Origin of the sequence: Solilutibacter silvestris, assembly GCF_050574925.1 — a bacterium.
Classification (GTDB): Bacteria; Pseudomonadota; Gammaproteobacteria; order Xanthomonadales; family Xanthomonadaceae; genus Solilutibacter; species Solilutibacter silvestris_A.
The window spans coordinates 48,547-66,013 of the sequence record NZ_JBCMOO010000004.1 but is presented as its reverse complement, the minus strand read 5'-3'; the positions used below and the strand labels follow the sequence as shown (position 1 = coordinate 66,013).

Below are 17,467 nucleotides of genomic sequence, written 5' to 3'. Positions count from 1 at the left end.
CGCAATGCTCCTTCAACAAGCCGCTCCCGCCGCCGCTGGCGGTAACAACGCCGCTGCTCTGCAGCAGATGGGCTTCGCCCAGCTGATCCACGGTTTCGATGCCGTGGGTTGGATCGTGTTCCTCACCCTGATGATTTTCTCGTTGCTGTCGATCTATTGGATCGTCATGAACTTCATCAAGAACGCCCGCATCCGTGGCAGCGCCGATCGCGTCGTCAACACGTTCTGGGAAACCCCGAACGCGCAGGACGCCGTCCGCTACATGGAAGAGCAGCCGCGCAACGAGCCGTTCTCCAAGATCGCGCTCGACGCCGCCCAGGCTGCCGCCCACCACCAGCGCAGCGAAGGCTCGCGTCTGGCCGAGTCGCTGAACCGTTCCGAGTTCGTCGACCGCGCCCTGCGCCAGGCCGTGACCCGCGAATCGATGGTTCTCGAGTCCGGCCTGACCGTGCTCGCCACCGTCGGTGCGACCGCTCCGTTCGTCGGTCTGCTCGGTACGGTGTGGGGCATCTACCACGCCCTGATCCGCATCGGCGCCAGTGGCGACGCCTCGATCTCGGCCGTGGCCGGTCCGGTGGGTGAAGCCCTGATCATGACCGCCATCGGTCTGTTCGTGGCGATCCCGGCGGTGTTGGCGTACAACTTCTTCAGCCGCCTGAACCGCACCACGAACGCGAAGTTCGATTCGTTCGCGCACGACCTGCACGACTTCTTCGCGACCGGTTCGCGCGTCGGCGGCTAATCCCCGCCCACGCACGACAGAAGCATCGATCCACGAGGACGCCCGAAAATGGCATTCAGTACCGGCAACAGCAGCAGTGGACCCATGGCGGAAATCAACGTCACGCCCCTCGTGGACGTGATGTTGGTGCTGTTGATCATCTTCATGATCACCACGCCGCTGATGAACCACAAAACCAAGGTCGAATTGCCGCGGGTGCTCCTCGCGCCGACGCACAAGCCTGCGGAAGAGAAGACCGCGCCGGTGACGCTGTTCGTGCGTGAAAACGGCGCCCTGCTCCTCGATGATCAGCCGATCACCGAGGGCGGGCTCCAGGATCGCCTGGCCGTGATCGCCCAGAAGAAGCCGCAGCCGGTGCTGAACATCCGTGCCGACCGCGATACCAAGATGCAGATTCTCAAGAAGATGACTGCCATCGCGACCCAGTCCGGCATGCTCAACGTCGGTTACGTCACTGTCCGGCCGAAGCCGGGCGAGCAGCAGTAAGGAGGCCGACACATGGCATTTGCATCCAATTCCGGTGGCGGCGCGATGTCCGACATCAATGTCACGCCCCTGGTGGACGTGCTATTGGTGTTGCTGATCATCTTCATGGTGACCATGCCGACCCAGACGTACCCGATCAAGCTCGACCTGCCGCAGGCAACTACCACGCCACCGCCGCCGCCGAAGAAGGCGCCGATCAAGCTCAGCATCGACGCAGCCGGCACGGTGACGTGGAACGGGACCATCGTCGACATGAAGGGCCTCGAGGCCCAGATGAAGGACACCGTGGCGGAAGACCCGACCGATACGCCGCTGCTGCAGATCGAATCCGCCAATGACACGCCTTACGACGTGTTCGCCAAGGTGCTGGCGGCTGCAAAGAACGCCGACATGGAAAAGATCGGCTTCGTGCAGAACTAAAATTCAAGCGGGGACTTTGTCCCCGGTCTTGTCGACGATGCCGCCTTCTTGTTGATCAAGGGGCGGCATTTTTTATGCAGTCGAGATAGGCGCGGACGGTGCGATCCAGTCCCGCGTACAGCGCTTCCGAGATCAGCGCATGGCCGATCGAGACCTCTTGCACGCCGGGAACGCCGCGCAGGAAATCCGTCAGGTTGGCTTGCGAGAGATCGTGACCGGCGTTGACCCCCATGCCGACCGACCGCGCGATCCGCGCCGACTGTGCGCAGGCATCGAGCGCGGCTGAGGCATTGCCGGCAGCATGTGCTTCGGCGAATGGGCCGGTATAGAGCTCGATGCGATCGGCACCGCAATCGCGCGCGCGCGCGGTGCCCGGATGTCCGGCATCGGCGAACAGGCTGACGCGACATCCGATCGCCTTGAGTTGCGCGACCAGTGGCGCGAGCGCGTCGATATCGCGATCGAAATCGAAGCCGTGGTCGGAGGTGAGCTGGCCGTCGCTGTCCGGGACCAGTGTCGCCTGCGCGGGACGCACCGCTTCGCACAGGGCAATGAAGCCCGGATAGCCGGGACGCGGTGGCGCGAACGGATTGCCCTCTAGGTTGTACTCGACGCGATAGTCGGCGCAGACGCGGGCGAGGGCATGGACATCGGCTTCGCGGATGTGGCGGGCGTCGGGACGCGGATGCACGGTGATGCCTTGCGCGCCGGCATCGAGGCAGGTGCGCGCGGCGCGGACGACGTCGGGCTCGCCACTACCGCGTGAATTGCGCAGGACCGCGATCTTGTTGACGTTGACGCTGAGTGCGGTCATGTCGTGCGTACTCAAGATGGATCCGGTTCGTCGCGCAGGGGCGTCAGCATCGGAATGTCGAGGCCGGCCGCCTTGGGATCGATCGATCGTTTCGCCGGCACATGCACTTCGCCGGCGTAGGGATTCCAGCCTTCGTCACGCAGATTGGGTTGCGGCCTCGGCGGCAACGCTGGTGGCATCACCGCGGCGGGCGCGGCTTCGACGGCTGCCGGCGCATTGTTCGCGACGGTCTGTTGAACGGGTGCGGGCTGTCCTTCGCGCTGCTGAAGATCGGCGAGGCGCTGCGCCATGTCGGCCGCGCGCTGTTCGGCTTCGGCGGCGCGACGTTCCATCTCGGCGATCCGGCGTTGCGCTTCTTCCTGTTGTTGCAGCAAGGCGTCGCGTTCGGCCACGCGCTCGCCGGCTGCGCGCAGCTGGCCGATATCCGGGTTCGAGGTCGCAGGCAACGGTGTCGGCGCGAGAGGCGCGGCAGCGGCGAGTTGTGCTTCGCGCATGCGACGCACGTCTTCCGCCGTCAGCGGCGTGTCGACGATGGCGACGCTGCGCGCGGGGAACAGGAGCTTGTAGCGCAGCCAGGCGAATCCGACCAATGCCGCCAGCGCCGCCAGCGTGCAGAGCACCATCAGCACCGGGGAGTGGACGCTCCAGGCGACGCAGAAGATGGCCAGCGACAGTGCGAGCAACAACCAGGACATGGGAACCTCCGGGGGCCGTATTCGTCGATCTTGGGGCGGAGTGTATCGGGCCGCGATCAGAGGAGCGGGGAGAACAGACGAGCAAGCGCTTCCGGCAGACGTTCGGTCAGGAAGGCCTGCGGGCGTGGCGCGCGGACGCGCGGGGCATGGGCGAATTCGCCCTCGATCTGGCGCGCCAGTTCGGCGGCGACGCCGGCGTCCTCGAACAGGACCGACACTTCGAAGTTGAGGCGGAAGCTGCGATTGTCGAAATTGGCGCTGCCGATGATGGCGACGTCGTCGTCCTTCAGCAGCGCCTTGGTGTGGAGCATGCGCGGACCGTATTCGTAGATCTTGACGCCGGCATCCAGCAAGCGGTCATAGTAGGAACGCGCGGCGAGGGTGACCCAGCGGCTGTCGCTCATCTTCGGCACCATCAGGCGCACGTCGAGGCCCGAGAGCGCGGCGGACGAAAGCGCCATCAACGCCGCTTCGCCCGGCACGAAGTAGGGCGTGACCAGCCACGCGCGCTGGCGCGCGGCATGGATGGCGCTGACGTGCAGGCGATGGATCGCTTCCCAGTTGGAGTCGGGGCCGGAACTCAGCACCTGTGCGCAGATCGGTCCGGGTTCGAGGGGCGGCAGGTCGCGCGCGATCTCGGAAATGAAATCGTGCTGGCCGGTGGCGTAGATCCAGTCCTCGACGAAGACCTGCTGCAATTCCAGCACCACGTCGCCGGTCAGGCGCAGGTGCAGGTCGCGATAGGCATCGGTGCGCAGGGCATCGTTTTCCTCGTCGGTGATGTTGATGCCGCCGGTGTAGCCGATGCGGCTGTCGATCACCACGATCTTGCGGTGGGTGCGCAGGTTGAGTGGCGGTCGCTTCCAGAATTTCCACACGCGGCGGAAGCGGATCGGATGGAACCAGGAAATCTCGCCGCCGGCTTCGACGAGGTCATGGAAGAAATGCGTTGGCGTGCGCGAGGAACCGACGGCGTCCATCAGCAAGCGGACCTTGACGCCGGCACGCGCGCGCTCGAGCAGGGCATCGCGCAGGGCCGTGCCGCTGCGATCCGACTGGTAGATGTAGTACTCGAGATGGATATGCGACCGCGCCTTGCGGATGTCGTCGATCAGGGCGGCGTAGGTCGCGCTGCCATCGACCAGCATGCGGACGTCGCGCGCGGTGACGGCGCGGAACCCGGTCACCGCCTTGGCCAGGACATGCAACAAGGCATCCTGGGCATTGCCGTTGGTGTCGGCGGCGTCCGGATAGACCTGGTGCGAGCGCGGACGTCGCAGCCGTTGGCGGCTGATCTTCTGCGGCCCGAACAGGTAATAGATGGCGAAGCCGAGATAGGGCAGCAGGGCGAGGCTGAACAGCCAGCTCAGAGTGGCGGCGGGTTCGCGTTTCTGCAGGATGATGTAGATGCCCAGCGCGATGACGTAGCCAACCCAGAAGATGGCGAGCCAGATCCCGATATTGGGAATGGCCGACAGCGCGTTCCATGCCTGGTGAATGGGATGCCACATCGTGTCTGTCCCGCCGTTCCCGTTCGCGTCCGGTGCGACGCCCGGGGACTAGGCTAGCGTGATGGACAGTCATCGCAAAGTGAGGTTCGAGCAGAACGCCGCGATCAAGGGGCGTGGCGCGGCGTCGCGGGTGCCGGGACGCTTCGAGAAGCGCGCGGCGGTCGCCGAGGACGATGGCTGGGACTCGCTGGCCAACGAGCAGGCCGCCGATCTCGAATCGCGTCCACAGACGACGGTCACCGTGGAACGTGCGCGCACCATCATCAGTCGCAACGATTCGCCCGACATCGCCTTCGGGCAATCGCTGAATCCGTATCGCGGTTGCGAACATGGCTGCGTCTACTGTTTCGCGCGGCCGAGCCACGCCTATCTCGACCTCTCGCCCGGGCTGGACTTCGAGACGCGGCTGTACGCCAAGCGCAATGCCGCCGAATTGCTGCGCAAGGAACTGGCGAAACCCGGCCACGTGCCATCCCCGATCGCACTCGGCATCAATACCGACGGCTGGCAACCGATCGAGCGCGACGAGGGCATCAGCCGCGCCTGCCTGGAAGTGCTGCTGGAAACGCGTCACCCGGTGGGCATCGTCACCAAGGGCTCGGCGATCCTGCGCGATCTCGACCTGCTGGCCGAGTTGGCGAAACTGCGCCTCGTTCACATCATGGTCTCGGTGACGTCGCTCGACAACCAGCTATCGTCGAAACTGGAACCGCGCGCGGCAGCGCCCCACACGCGCATCAAGATGATCGCCAAACTGCGCGAGGCCGGTGTTCCCGCCGGCGTGCTGGTGGCGCCGGTGATCCCGATGATCACCGACATGGAGCTGGAACACATTCTCGAAGCCGCGCGCGAGGCCGATGCCTTGTCGGCGGGCTACGTGCTGTTGCGCCTGCCGCACGAATTGAAGGAAGTCTGGCGCGAATGGTTGCAGCTGCACTATCCGCAGCGTGCCGCGCACGTGATGAGCCTGATCCGGCAGATGTATGGCGACAAGGATTACGACAGTCGCTACGGCGTGCGCGGACGCGGCGAAGGGCCATTCGCCGATTTGCTGGCGACGCGTTTCCGCAAGGCGAAGCAACGCATCGGGTTCCCCGGAATGCCGCCGGTCGATACGCGCCTGTTTACGCCGCCGCGCGAGGACTCGTCCCAGGGCGCGCTGTTCTGATCGTTCAGTTCGCGGAGCCAGGCGCGGCCAGCTGTTCCAGGGCGATGGTGGCGGAAGCATCCACCGGCAGATAGACCACCAGGCGCGTGCCGTTGCGTGGCGCCGACCACCAATTGGTCTGGCGCACACGGATCTTCCCGAAGGAGGGGTGATCGAAGGTCTTCTCGTGGTTTTCCGGGCTGCGCACTTGATAACGTTCCCAGGCATCGCGGAAAGCCGACGAATGCTGCAGGAAATATTCCAGCCGCGACGACCATGCATGGTCGCCACCATGTTGGGTGGATGCGGCGCGGAACATCGCCACCATGCGCGGAATGGCCTGCGGTTCGAGTCGCAGGCGTCGTTGCCAGCGGGGATCGAACAGGCTGAGATACAGGCAATTGCGTTGCAGGTCGCTCAGTTCGTCGAACGAAAACCCCATCAGGCGCTCGTACGCGACATTGCAGGCCATCAGGTCGAGTGCGTTGTTTTGCAGCAGGGCTGGATAGGGCAGCAATTTCTCCAGCAGGATCGAGTGACCCTGCGGGAACGGGCAGAGCGCATCGGGTGGCGCAGGCAGTCGTGTCTCGTTTTCGAGCCCTGCCAACGTCAGCAGATATTGCAGCTCGTCGTCATTGCATTGCAGGGCGTTGGCGATGGCTTCCATCGTTTGGCGTGATGGCCGCACATCCCGTCCCTGCTCCAGTTTCGTGTACCAGGTGACGCCAATTCCGGCCAACTGCGCCACCTCTTCCCGACGCAATCCGGGGGTCCGTACCCGGCCGCTGCGCGCCAGGCCCATCGCCGCCGCAGCCAGGGTTTCCCGACGGGTGCGCAGGAACTGCCCCAGTTCCGAGGATCGTTCCGGGGAGGTTGTTGCCGGAAGGGATGTGGCGGCTGGCATGGCAAGGTCCGGGCGGGAGGCCGCGCCATTGTAACCCTTTCAAGCCTAGGCTAACTGGAATCTTGTACCAGTCTAAATGCGGACGCATAGTGCCGACCCGCGACCTGTCATCGGAACGTGCGATGCGAAGAATCACAGCCGACAACGCCCGCTTTGGCGTGTTCCTGGCCTTTCTGCTGATCCCGCTTTCGGGGATCGGGACCGACATCTACCTGCCGTCGATGCCGTCGATGGCGGGCAGCCTGGCGACCACGCCGGCGCGCATCCAGCTTACGCTGACGATGTTCGTCGCCGGCTACGGCCTCGGCCAACTGGTGATCGGCGTCTTCCTGGACCGTTTCGGGCGCTGGCGGCCCACCCTGATCGCCCTGGCATTGTTCGCGCTGTCCAGTGTCGCGATCGCGATGAGCGACAACATCGTCTGGATCTGTCTGCTGCGCCTGTTGCAGGGGGTACTGGGCGCCGTGGCGGTGGTCGCCAAGCGGACCTTCTTCGTCGATGTTTTCAGCGGCCCCGCACTTCGGCGTTATCTCACCTGGCTCACCGTGGTGTGGTCGCTGGGCCCGATCTGCGCACCGTTCCTTGGCGGTTTCATCCAGGTCCATTGGGGTTGGCGCGCCAGCTTCCTGGTGTTGGCCCTGTTCTCGGTCCTCGCATTGGTGCTGGAGCTGATTGGCGGGGGAGAAACGCTGGCGCAGCCACAAGCGCTCGATGTGCGCGAGGTGATCGCGCGAGCGCGGCAGATTCTCGGTCACCGCGCCTACCAGCGCGGGGTGCTGTGCATCAGCGCCGCCTATGCAATGGTGATGGCCTGGAACATGGCGGCGCCTTTCATCGTGGAAGACGTGTTCCATCATTCGCCGACCACCACCGGTTCGCTGGCGTTGCTGATGGGGTTGGCATGGATGTGCGGCGGTCTCATCGCGCGCGCCTTGATCGCGCAACCCGCATGGCGCAAGCACCAGGGCGGGGTGATGATGATGGCGGTCTTCATCGTGTTGCTGGCGTTGCTGCCCGCGCATTGGCAGTCGCTTGCGGCGTTGGCCGTCGCGGCCTTTGCCATCCACATGGCGGCCGGGTTGGTGTTCAACATCCACTTCGCCGACGTGCTGTCGATGTTCCCGCAAAGCGCCGCACTCGCAGGCGGGATCGCGGGGGGAATTGCTTTCCTCGCCACCTCGGTCCTGTCTTCGCTATCGGTGAACGTGGTGCATCCGCATTCCACGGCGAGCATGTCGCTGGTCTACGGATTGCTGGCGTTGATCCTGTTGCCGGCGGCGGTCACGCTGGGCAGGGCGCGTGCCGGGCAACAGGCCCGACAGCCGTCGTGATGGATATGCGGTTAGTGCGATAGCGGCAGCAAGGGGCCGCCCAGCCACAACCAGCGCGCCATCCATGCGCAGACGAAGGCGACCATGATGGTCAGTGGCAATCCGATGCGCAGGAAGTCCGAGAATTTGTACTGCCCGGGCCCGAGGATGAGCAGGCTGCCGTGGTGTCCGATCGGGGTGATGAAGGCGACGACCGCACCCAGCGCGGTGCACACCACGAAGGGTGTCGGCGGCAGATGCAGGGCGTGTGCGAGCGACAACGCGATCGGGCCGAGCAGTGCGGTGGACGCGGCATCCGACATCGGCTGCGTCAGCAATGCGCCGGCGGCGAACAGCATCACCAGGATGGCGAGCGGCGACCAGTCGTGGACCAAGTGCATCAGGCCGCCGGCGAGCAGGGCCGCGGTGCCGGTCTTTTCCATGGCGATGCCGAGCGGAATCACGCCGGCGATCATCACGAAGATGCGCACGTCGATCTCGCGATAGGCGCGCTTGAGGTCGACGCAGCGCGTCACCACCATCAGCACCGCGCCCATCAGGAAGGCCAGCGGCGGATCCACCCATTCGGTTGCCGCGCAGACGATCGTCACCAGCATGATCAGCAATGCCAATGGCGCGCGCAGCCGGCGCATGCCTTCGCCGCGGAACGGCACCAGCATCAGGAAACCGTGGTGCGCGGCGAGTTCGCTGAAGCGTGCGGGCCGGCCCCACAGCACCAGCACGTCGCCTTCCTGCAGGCGGGTATCGATCAGTCGCGCCGCCGCCGCGCCGCTACGTCGCCACAGGCCGGCGATCACCGCGCGGAACTGCCGCGAGAAATCGAGATCGCGCACCGATCGGCCGATGAATTCGGAACCGGGCGCAACGACCGCTTGCACCAGTTGCGGCTCGCCTTCGCCCTCGCCGTTGGCCTTGGCGCCGAAGCGGGCGATCGGATAGAGATCGAGACCGGGATCGTCGTGTAGCGACTTCAGTTCGTCGGCGCCGGCTTCGATCAGCAGGATGTCGCCGCCGAGCAACGGACTTGCATCGCCGAGATCGTTGCGTTCCTCATGATCGCGCAGCCAGCCGATCACGTGCACTTCCGGGCCGATCGCGCGCTTGAGTTCCGCCAGCGTACGCGTGGCCCAGCGGCCGCCGGACATCACCAGCAATTCGGTGCGATAGCGGTCGATGCGCAAGTAATCGCCTTCGCCATGTTCGCCACTGCGTCGCGGCAGCAGCCAACGCATCAACTGGATGTAGACCATCGAGAACAGCACCAGTGCGATGCCGATCGGCGTGATCGAAAAGATGCCGAGCCCCTCGCCGCCGCCACGTTGCAGCATGTTGTCGGCAAGCAGGAAGGCAGGCGCACTGACCAGCGTGAGGGTCGTCCCCATCGATGCCGCCAATGCCATCGGCATCAGCAGGCGCGACGCCGGCATGCCGTTCTGGCGCGCGTGGCGCAGCAGGATCGGCATCAGCATCGCCGTCACCATCACGTGATGGGTGAAGGCGGCGAGCACTGCGACCGTCGGCATCACCACCGCGATCGTCCGCCATTCGTTACCGCCGGACATGCGGCCGATCCATTGGCCAATGCGCTCGGTGATGCCGGTTGCCGCAAGGCCGGCGGAAATCACGAATACCGCGGCGATGATGATCGCCGGTTCGCTGGAGAAGCCGGAAAGCGCCTGCTTCGGCTCGATCACCCGCGTCAGGACCAACGCCAGCAGGATCAGCATCGCGGTGACGTCGACCCGCAGCCGCTCGCTCACGAACAGATACAGGCCGCCGGCAAGGATCAGCAGGAACAGGATCTGCGACATGGCCATGGTCACATTGTGCCGTGGTCGCAGTGGTGGCGCCTCCACGCAGGCATCGCGCGTGCGATTTACACTCCAGAATTGGTTATCGTGGTTCCGGCATGGACGACAGCAATCATCGCGAAGACAAGGACACGCAGGCGCTGCGCGTGAATCTCGCGCGCGTCGTCTCGCACGACCTGCGTGCACAGGTGCGCGCGATCAAGGGCTTCGGGAAGTTGCTCGACAAGAGCGCTGGCCTCGGCATCGGCGATTGCGAACACCTGGCCCGCATTCGCGATGCGGCGGAACGCCTCGACACGATGATGGTCGACCTGGTCGACTGGCTGCGGGTGGACGCGGCCGAGGCGAAACGCGTGCCGGTCGACCTCAGCCTGCTGGCGGACTGGGCCATCATGGATCTGCGCGATGCCCATCCCGGTCGCGATGCGCAGGTCGACGTGCAACCGGAAATGCAGGCGATCGGGGACGAGCATCTGCTGCGGCAGATGATGCAGCGGTTGATCGGCGCGGCATGGCAGCGCGCGGGAGCCGACGCGCTGGTTCGGATCACGGTCAGCGCCAGCGATGATGTCGGGGCCACGCTATTGCGGATTCACGATGCGGGGCATGGTGCGGCCGAAGCCGCGAGCGAATTTGCCGCGTTGCGCGACCCGCACGATGCCGACATCGGCATGACGATCGCGCGACTGGCCGTCGAGCGTCACGGCGGCGAACTGCAATCGCAGTCCGATGCCGATGGAACGACGGTGCGGGTGCGACTGCCCGATTGAGCGAAGCGCGTGATCAGCCGCGATCGTGGTCGAGGTGGTAGCGCGTTGCCTCTTCGACTTCCTTCTTCGATCCCAGGAACACCGGCACGCGCTGGTGCAGGCCATCCGGCACGATATCCATGATCCGTTTGCGGCCATCGGTCGCGGCGCCGCCGGCCTGCTCCACCAGGAAGCTCATTGGATTCGCTTCGTACATCAGCCGCAGCTTGCCGGCCTTGCCCGGATCCTTGCGATCCCACGGATAGATGAAGATGCCGCCACGGGTCAGGATGCGATGCACGTCGGCGACCATGCTGGCGATCCAGCGCATGTTGAAATCCTTGCCGCGCGGGCCTTCCTTGCCGACCAGCAGGTCGTTGACGTACTGCTGCATCGGCGCGTCCCAGTGACGCTGGTTCGACATGTTGATGGCGAACTCCTTCGTCTCTTCCGGCACACTCATTCCGCGCTGGGTCATCACGAAACTGCCGTGTTCGCGATCGAGCGTGAACGCGTGAGTGCCGTGGCCGACGGTCAGCACCATCATCGTCGACGGTCCGTAGATGCAGTAACCGGCGGCAACCTGTTCGGTGCCCGCCTGCAGGTAGTGCTGGTCCTGCGCGGTGGTGACGCCGTCCGGGCAACGCAGCACCGAGAAGATGGTGCCCACCGACACGTTGACGTCGATGTTGGAGGAACCGTCGAGGGGATCGAACAACAGCAGGTAGTTGCCGCGCGGATACATGTCCGGGATCGGCTGGCTGTGCTCCATTTCCTCCGACGCGAGGCCCGCAAGATGGCCGCCCCAGGCGTTGGCTTCCAGCAGCACGTCGTTGGCGATGACGTCGAGTTTCTTCTGCGCCTCGCCCTGGATGTTGCCGGTGCCGGCATCGCCGAGCACGCCACCCAGCGCGCCCTTGCCCACCGCGACCGAAATGGTCTTGCAGGCGCGAGCGACGACCTCGATCAACAGGCGCAGGTCGGCATTGACGTGGCCGGCGCGCTGCTCGTCGATCAGGTAATGGGTGAGGGAGATGGGCTTTGGATCAGGCGACATGGCGCGGCTCCGCGGGCGAAGCCGTCATTGTCCCATGCGCGGGCCGCAGGCCGCGCGTAGTGGCACGCGTCAGACGTCGCCGTCGGTGGACCAGCCCTCGCCGGTGCCGCGATGGATCACCGCATCGCTGTCCAGCACGGTGCCGGCCGGGATCGAATCGAGCGCCGACAGGCGCGTGTAGATCGGGGTGAAGTCCGGGCGCGTCGCCTCGATCAGCTGTTCGTAGCTGTCGATCACGAAGTAGGTCTTCTGGTAGGTGTCGATGCGGTAGCGCGTGCGCATGATCCGCTCGAGGTCGAAAGCAATCCGGTTGGGCGCATCGCTTTCCAGGCAATGGATCGATTCGCCCTTCGACGAGACGATGCCGCTGCCGTAGATGCGCAGGCCGTCCTTCTGCCGGATCAACCCGAATTCCACCGTGTACCAGTACAGGCGCGTCAGCATCTGCAAGGCTTCCGGACCGATGCCGTGGGCCTTCACCCCGCCACGGCCATAGGCCTGCATGTAATCGGCGAACACCGGCAACATCAGCAGCGGCACGTGGCCGAACAGGTCGTGGAAGAGATCCGGCTCCTCGATGTAGTCGATCTGGTCGGGACGACGGATCCACCAGCTCACCGGAAAACGGCGGTTGGCGAGGTGATCGAAGAAATCGAGTTCCGGCAACAGCCCTTCGACGCCGATCAGGGTCCAGCCGCTGGTCGCTTCGAGGATCTTGTTGAGATCGGAGAATTTCGGGATGGCGTCCGGCGTCATCCCCATTGCGTCCTGCGCCTGCAGGAATTCGTCGCTGGCGCGGCCGGCCAGCACTTCGCGTTGGCGCTGGTAGAGCTGGCGCCAGACATCGTGATCGGCGGCGGTGTAATCGTCCCACGGCTGTTCGACGATGCCGGTCGCATAGACCGGGACCTTGCCCTTGTCGGTGACGATGTTTTCCAGGCGCTGCGGTTTCGCGTTCATGTTGCGGATTTTACGCCCGTGTGCTGTCGCGGCGGTTGATCGGAAACAAAAAACGGCCACCCGAAGGTGGCCGTTGGTCTCCACAACCAAAGTTGTGCCGGATCAGACCGTATACCGATCAGAAGCGGTATTCGAAATCCGCACCCAGGGTCTGGGCGTTGTAGCTGACCTTGTTGCCGGTGGTCGGCACGCGCACGCGGCCATGGAAGTAGTCGTAGTTCAGACCGACGCCCATGTTGCGGTTGAAGTCGTAGCCGATGCCCACGCCGTAGTACGGCTGGTTGCTGTTGCTCGACACCGAGTAGTTGGTGGTGATGCCGCCGGTGGTGTTGGTGGCGCTCGCCTTGTAGTTGGCGTGCATCAGGCCGACGCGGCCGCTGCCGTAGAAGCCGGTATCGAGGGCCTGCTCGCCGAAGCGCACCTTGCCGACCACGCCAGCGCCGTAACCGTCGAGCTTGGTGTTCTGGTCGAAGCCGAGGTTGTGGCTGTTCTTGTCGTAGTAACGGCCGTAGAAGCCTTCAACACCGAAGTTGCGGTTGAACATATAACCGCCGCGGATGTTGTAGGAGGTGTCCTTGACGTTGTCGGAGCTGCTGGTGTCCTTCAGCTTGGTCTTGCCCAACTCGCCACGCACGAAGCCCTGGCCGACGGTGTCAGTCGAGGACTGGGCGAACGCGGCCGGGGCGGCCAGAGCGGCAGCCAGCGCGGTCAGGGCGAGGGTGGTCTGGAACTTCTTCATGGTCTTTCCTTTTTCACATTGAAACGCTCGTTGGAGCGCGGTGAGGCCATGCTGCGTTGCAAGGCCCGGAAAGGGAAGAGTTGTGAAGTTTTTATAAATCAGAGAGTTAAATAGTTTTCTGGAACCTGTACAGGAAATTCGAGTTCCATGGGGGCGACAGATTTCATTCAGATTTAACGTGAGCGGAGATGGCGAAGTTTTCGCCAAACCCCATTCAGATTGAATGATTCGAATTGTGCCCGGTGCTTATTCTCTCTGCCCGGAGGGAGGCGGATCGGAGTCCGCGCTTTCCTCTTCTTCCAGCTCGTAGCTGTAGACGCGACGCAGCTGCGCAGGATCCGCGTGCCGGAACAGGAAGGCCGAGATCACGCCGGCGATCGCGCCACCGAGATGGGACTGCCAGGACACGCCTTCCTGCAACGGCAGCACCGCCATCACCATGCCGCCGTACAGGAGGAACACGATCATCGCGGCGGCGACCGCGGAACGCTCCTTGCGCAGGATGCCGAGCGTCAGCGTGAGATACATCAATCCGTGGGTGACGCCACTGGCGCCAAGATGGTGTTCGCCGGCATGGCCGAGCAGCCACGCGCCGATCCCCGAGCCCAGCCACAGCAGCGGCAGCGCGCGCAGGCTGGCGCGCGGATAGACGCTGCCGGCGAGGGTGCCAAGAATGAGGATGGCGATCGCGTTGGACAGCACGTGGTCCCACGAACCGTGCAGCAGTGGCGCGGTCAGGATGCCGACCAGCCCGATGGCCGCATGCGGCTGGACCGCGAACGGCGCCACGGCATCGCTGCTGCCGACCATGGCGTGGATGCCCAGCAACAGGAGGATGGCGGCGAGGCTGCAAGTCAGCGCCCGGCGCAGGCGGCCGGCATCGAGGCGGCGCTGACGACGCGGATCGGTGGGGGCGGCGATGTCCTGGAGTTCCATCCCCCCGACATGGCGACGGGGGCGGCATTGCGCAAGCCGGCGCGGGCGCTTCGCCCGCTAAAATAGTGGGATGAACGAAGCCTTGCCCGTGGTACGCCTGAAGAATGCGTGGAATTCCTCGCACCCGTGGATTTTCCAGCGTCTGGTCGAAAAGCCCGCCCAGCGCCCGAAGCCGGGTTCGATCGTCGACGTGCTGAGCGTGGATGGCGAATGGATCGGCCGCGGTTTCTACAACGGGCATTCGCGGATCGCGGTGCGCATCCTCGAGCGCGATCCCGCCGTCACGGTCGACCAGGCCTGGTTCGAGGCCAAGATCGGCGAGGCGATCCGGCTGCGTCGCGAGATCCTCAAGCTCGATGACATCAGCAATGCCTGGCGCGTGGTCCACAGCGAAGGCGACGGAATTTCCGGACTGGTGGTCGATCGCTACGACGACCTGATCGTCGTCGAATTCTTCAGCGCCGGCGCCTGGCGCCACCGCGAAATCATCTTCAACGCGTTGCGCAGCCATTTCCCCGGGTGCCGCTTCCACAGCTTCGCCGACGAGCATGTGCAGAAGCAGGAGAGCTTCGATTACCGCGACACCCTAGGCACCGAAGCTGCGGTCGTTACCGAATATGGCGTGAAGTTCCGCGCCGATCCCGCGGGCGCGCACAAGACCGGCTTCTTCGCCGACCAGCGCGAGAATCGCCAGTGGCTGTCGCAGCTGTGCGCAGGCCAGCGCGTGCTCGATCTCTGCTGCAATACCGGCGGTTTCGGTGTGTACGCTGCGGTGCGTGGTGCGAGCGAAGTGGTCGGCATTGACATCGATCCGGCGGTGCTCGACATCGCGCGCGCCAACGGCAAGCTCAATGGCGTCAAGCCGCGTTTCGTGCAGGCCGACATTTTCCCGTGGCTCCGCGATGCCGCCGCCAATGGCGAACAGTTCGACGTGGTGATCCTCGATCCCGCCAAGATGACCCGCGATCGCGAGCAGGTGATCCCGGCGCTGAAGAAGTACCTCGACATGAACAAGCTGGCGTTGGGCGTGGTCAAGCCGGGCGGCCTGTTCGCGACCTTCAGCTGCACCGGGTTGGTGAGCGAGGAGCAATTCACCGACATGCTGCGGCGCGCGGCCTTCTATGCCGGCCGCACGGTGCAGGTGTTGAAGGTCGCCGGTGCGGGCCCCGATCATCCGTGGCTGGCGCAGGTGCAGGAATCGCGTTACCTCAAGGCGGTGTTCTGCCGCGTCCTGGACTGACGCGTTCGCGTATCGGTTTTACTCGGCGATGACGTAGCCGTCGGCATTGGCGCGCTTCGGCTTGTCGCCGACGCGCACGCAGACCTGGTCGCCGCACATGGTGATCGCACCGCTGCGGGTTGCTTCGAGGATGCCTTGGGCGAATTCCGCGCGTTTCAATTCCTGCTGGCTGCGCCAGACCATCCACGCACTGCCGGCGGCTGCGATCGCCGCAGCGACGACCAGCGCCAGCGATGCGGTGGTCGCGAAGCGGCGTTGCGCGGAGCGTGAAGCTGCGATATCGGCGTGCAGCGCCTGCATCGCGTTGCGGGTTTCATCGCGGATGGCGCTGATCGCGGAAGCCGAGAGATCGCGTCCCTGCTCGGTGAGCGTGACCGCGGCCGATTCCACGGCATGCGCATTCGCTTCGGTGATGTCGGCGACGCGATCGGCGCGTTGTTCCAGGAGATCGGTGAACGCCGCCAGTCGCAGTGCGAGTTCCTGCAGGTCGTTGTTGTCCATGCGCGCGTTCATCGATGCAGCACCGGCGCGGCTTGCTGTTGCGCCTGTTGCGATTGTTGTTGCGCCAATTGCGCGGCCAGCTCCGATTCGCGTTGTTGCGTGTTGTAGTCGCGACCCTGCTGCAGCCAATCCTGCGCGGCGCCGCTGTTGAGCCACGTCGAACCGGCGGCCCGCATGTCCAATGCATCGCCACGCAATGCGGCATCGCTCATCGACCGGAAGATGTCGTTACTGGATGTCGCCTGCGACTTCGCCTGTTCGTTACCCGGAGATGGCATCGGCGGAGGCGCCTGCTGCTCCGACATCCGGATCGGCCGGTAGTCGACTTGTTTGGCCAATTCGGGATCGACGGGCGCCTTGTGCGTGCAGTCGGATAGCGGCTGCGCGACCCGGCATTGCGAATCGCCACCGAGCTGGTCGGTTTCACCACGCTGGTGGTGCTGGTCGTAGTAGCGCGTGGTGTAGAGCACCATGTGCTCTTCGGAATGGTAGATCTGGTATTTCGCGGGATCCTGCGGCACGGCTTGCGGTTTCAGGAAGTCGCGATCCGACAGGCTGTTGAGGAAGTCCACGCCCATGTTGGCGTTGAGTACGCCGAGGCCGTTCTGGGTATAGGTATCGCCGATATTGCTGTGTGCGCCAGGCACGGTGATGCTGAGGAAACGACTGTCCTCGGACAATCCGTGCGGCAGCAGCTGATCGCCCTTGAACTGGTCGCGATGGTCGGTGGAGAGGATCTGGAACGCACCCACCGTGGATGGCGCAAGGCGGCGATCGAACTCGGTGTTGTTGGTCGAGACCGGATCGAACAGCATCGCGGCTTGCAGGGTCTTGCCGGGGGGGATCAGTTGTTCTCCGGAGTATTTGATCGAGGTGATGAGGCCGTATTTGTCCTGATGGACAATGGCACCGACTGGATCGCGGATACCGCGTTCTTCGACCATCCGATTCAACGCGGCTACTTCTTCCGCACCACGACTGAAACCGACACCGGCGACGCGGATTCGGGCTTCGGGGTCCTGATCAATCCAGATTTTGGCTTGTTTGCACAGTTTGAAATAGGCAGTCTCGACACGCTCGTCGAAGCTGTAGGCGCGCCAACCATCGACAGCGCGCGGAAGAAAGCCGTCCTGAGTTCCGATGCCCTCTTCGTATCCGCTGACGATGTGCTGATTTTTTGCCTTGACGACCTGATCATGGATCTTGGCGACGGCGCTCCAATGTTCGGGGGCATCCTTGCGCATGCTGTTGCCGGTGCCATCGAGCGAGGCGATGTACAGGCGCTCATGCGGATTGTCGGCGTGCAGCAGGACCGGCACCTGCAATTCAGTCAGTTGATTGCGCGCTGCTTCGTACTGTTGCAGATCAGCCGTGGTGGCCTGGTCCTTGTGGACCTGGGCGTCATTTTTGCCAAACACACTCCC

Annotated in this window: 17 protein-coding genes and 2 pseudogenes; 7 read left to right on the top strand and 12 right to left on the bottom strand. The window is 64.4% G+C overall.

Annotated elements, in window-relative coordinates:
* The first annotated feature begins 4 nt into the window (after positions 1-4).
* Genes ABE093_RS09735 through ABE093_RS09725 form a run of 3 tightly spaced genes read left to right on the top strand, consistent with a single transcriptional unit; the run spans position 5 to position 1,648 of the window.
* Positions 5-742, top strand: a complete 738-nt coding sequence (locus ABE093_RS09735; RefSeq protein WP_430760691.1) for a MotA/TolQ/ExbB proton channel family protein — start codon at positions 5-7, stop codon at positions 740-742.
* A gap of 48 nt (positions 743-790) precedes the next feature.
* Positions 791-1,228: an ExbD/TolR family protein gene (locus ABE093_RS09730; RefSeq protein WP_430760690.1), complete on the top strand. Its 438-nt coding sequence runs from the start codon at positions 791-793 to the stop codon at positions 1,226-1,228.
* Between the two features lie 12 nt (positions 1,229-1,240).
* Complete coding sequence (locus tag ABE093_RS09725) at positions 1,241-1,648, top strand: ExbD/TolR family protein (RefSeq protein WP_430760689.1); 408 nt, start codon at positions 1,241-1,243, stop codon at positions 1,646-1,648.
* 55 nt (positions 1,649-1,703) lie between these two features.
* Here ABE093_RS09725 and ABE093_RS09720 read toward each other — a convergent pair whose 3' ends face one another.
* Genes ABE093_RS09720 through cls form a run of 3 tightly spaced genes read right to left on the bottom strand, consistent with a single transcriptional unit; the run spans position 1,704 to position 4,668 of the window.
* A complete protein-coding gene (locus ABE093_RS09720; protein WP_430760784.1) occupies positions 1,704-2,462 on the bottom strand; it encodes a pyridoxine 5'-phosphate synthase in 759 nt (252 codons plus the stop codon).
* Between the two features lie 11 nt (positions 2,463-2,473).
* Entirely contained in the window at positions 2,474-3,157 is a 684-nt protein-coding gene (locus ABE093_RS09715; RefSeq protein ID WP_430760688.1) for a hypothetical protein, read from the bottom strand.
* A gap of 56 nt (positions 3,158-3,213) precedes the next feature.
* Positions 3,214-4,668, bottom strand: coding sequence for a cardiolipin synthase (gene cls, locus ABE093_RS09710; protein WP_430760687.1), 1,455 nt, complete (start codon positions 4,666-4,668; stop codon positions 3,214-3,216).
* A gap of 61 nt (positions 4,669-4,729) precedes the next feature.
* On the opposite strand from cls, the gene ABE093_RS09705 reads away from it, so the two are divergent.
* Positions 4,730-5,836 (top strand): PA0069 family radical SAM protein, encoded by a 1,107-nt coding sequence (locus ABE093_RS09705; RefSeq protein ID WP_430760686.1) that lies wholly within the window; start codon positions 4,730-4,732, stop codon positions 5,834-5,836.
* 4 nt (positions 5,837-5,840) lie between these two features.
* Here ABE093_RS09705 and ABE093_RS09700 read toward each other — a convergent pair whose 3' ends face one another.
* Positions 5,841-6,719, bottom strand: coding sequence for a helix-turn-helix transcriptional regulator (locus ABE093_RS09700; RefSeq protein WP_430760685.1), 879 nt, complete (start codon positions 6,717-6,719; stop codon positions 5,841-5,843).
* Positions 6,720-6,841: 122 nt separating this feature from the next.
* Here ABE093_RS09700 and ABE093_RS09695 point away from each other — a divergent pair, with 122 nt between their 5' ends.
* A complete protein-coding gene (locus ABE093_RS09695) occupies positions 6,842-8,050 on the top strand; it encodes an MFS transporter (protein ID WP_430760684.1) in 1,209 nt (402 codons plus the stop codon).
* An 11-nt stretch (positions 8,051-8,061) separates the two neighbouring features.
* On the opposite strand, the gene ABE093_RS09690 is transcribed toward ABE093_RS09695, so the two are convergent.
* Positions 8,062-9,867 (bottom strand): SLC13 family permease, encoded by a 1,806-nt coding sequence (locus tag ABE093_RS09690; protein ID WP_430760683.1) that lies wholly within the window; start codon positions 9,865-9,867, stop codon positions 8,062-8,064.
* A gap of 92 nt (positions 9,868-9,959) precedes the next feature.
* Here ABE093_RS09690 and ABE093_RS09685 point away from each other — a divergent pair, with 92 nt between their 5' ends.
* Positions 9,960-10,631, top strand: coding sequence for a sensor histidine kinase (locus ABE093_RS09685; RefSeq protein ID WP_430760682.1), 672 nt, complete (start codon positions 9,960-9,962; stop codon positions 10,629-10,631).
* Between the two features lie 13 nt (positions 10,632-10,644).
* Here ABE093_RS09685 and ABE093_RS09680 read toward each other — a convergent pair whose 3' ends face one another.
* The 4 genes and pseudogenes from ABE093_RS09680 to ABE093_RS09665 form a co-directional block, all read right to left on the bottom strand.
* The gene (locus tag ABE093_RS09680) at positions 10,645-11,667 is read right to left on the bottom strand and encodes a class 1 fructose-bisphosphatase (protein WP_430760681.1); all 1,023 of its coding nucleotides are present in this window, start codon (positions 11,665-11,667) and stop codon (positions 10,645-10,647) included.
* Positions 11,668-11,736: 69 nt separating this feature from the next.
* Positions 11,737-12,627 carry a phenylalanine 4-monooxygenase gene (gene phhA, locus ABE093_RS09675; RefSeq protein WP_430760680.1) on the bottom strand — a complete coding sequence of 297 codons (891 nt, stop codon included), beginning with the start codon at positions 12,625-12,627 and terminating at the stop codon, positions 11,737-11,739.
* Between the two features lie 118 nt (positions 12,628-12,745).
* Positions 12,746-13,366, bottom strand: a complete 621-nt coding sequence (locus tag ABE093_RS09670; RefSeq protein WP_430760679.1) for an outer membrane protein — start codon at positions 13,364-13,366, stop codon at positions 12,746-12,748.
* A 255-nt stretch (positions 13,367-13,621) separates the two neighbouring features.
* Positions 13,622-14,302 (bottom strand): annotated as a pseudogene (locus tag ABE093_RS09665) (rhomboid family intramembrane serine protease); the annotation flags it as partial.
* Positions 14,303-14,372: 70 nt separating this feature from the next.
* Between ABE093_RS09665 and ABE093_RS09660 the strand changes: the two are divergent.
* Positions 14,373-15,542 carry a class I SAM-dependent rRNA methyltransferase gene (locus ABE093_RS09660; protein ID WP_430760678.1) on the top strand — a complete coding sequence of 390 codons (1,170 nt, stop codon included), beginning with the start codon at positions 14,373-14,375 and terminating at the stop codon, positions 15,540-15,542.
* A gap of 18 nt (positions 15,543-15,560) precedes the next feature.
* Here ABE093_RS09660 and ABE093_RS09655 read toward each other — a convergent pair whose 3' ends face one another.
* From ABE093_RS09655 to ABE093_RS09645, 3 genes and pseudogenes are all read right to left on the bottom strand, one after another.
* A complete protein-coding gene (locus ABE093_RS09655; protein ID WP_430760677.1) occupies positions 15,561-16,055 on the bottom strand; it encodes a hypothetical protein in 495 nt (164 codons plus the stop codon).
* Positions 16,052-16,987 (bottom strand): hypothetical protein, encoded by a 936-nt coding sequence (locus ABE093_RS09650; protein ID WP_430760790.1) that lies wholly within the window; start codon positions 16,985-16,987, stop codon positions 16,052-16,054. The genes ABE093_RS09655 and ABE093_RS09650 overlap by 4 nt, the downstream gene beginning before the upstream one ends.
* Positions 16,988-17,023: 36 nt before the next feature.
* Positions 17,024-17,287 (bottom strand): annotated as a pseudogene (locus ABE093_RS09645) (hypothetical protein); the annotation flags it as partial.
* Positions 17,288-17,467: the final 180 nt, after the last annotated feature.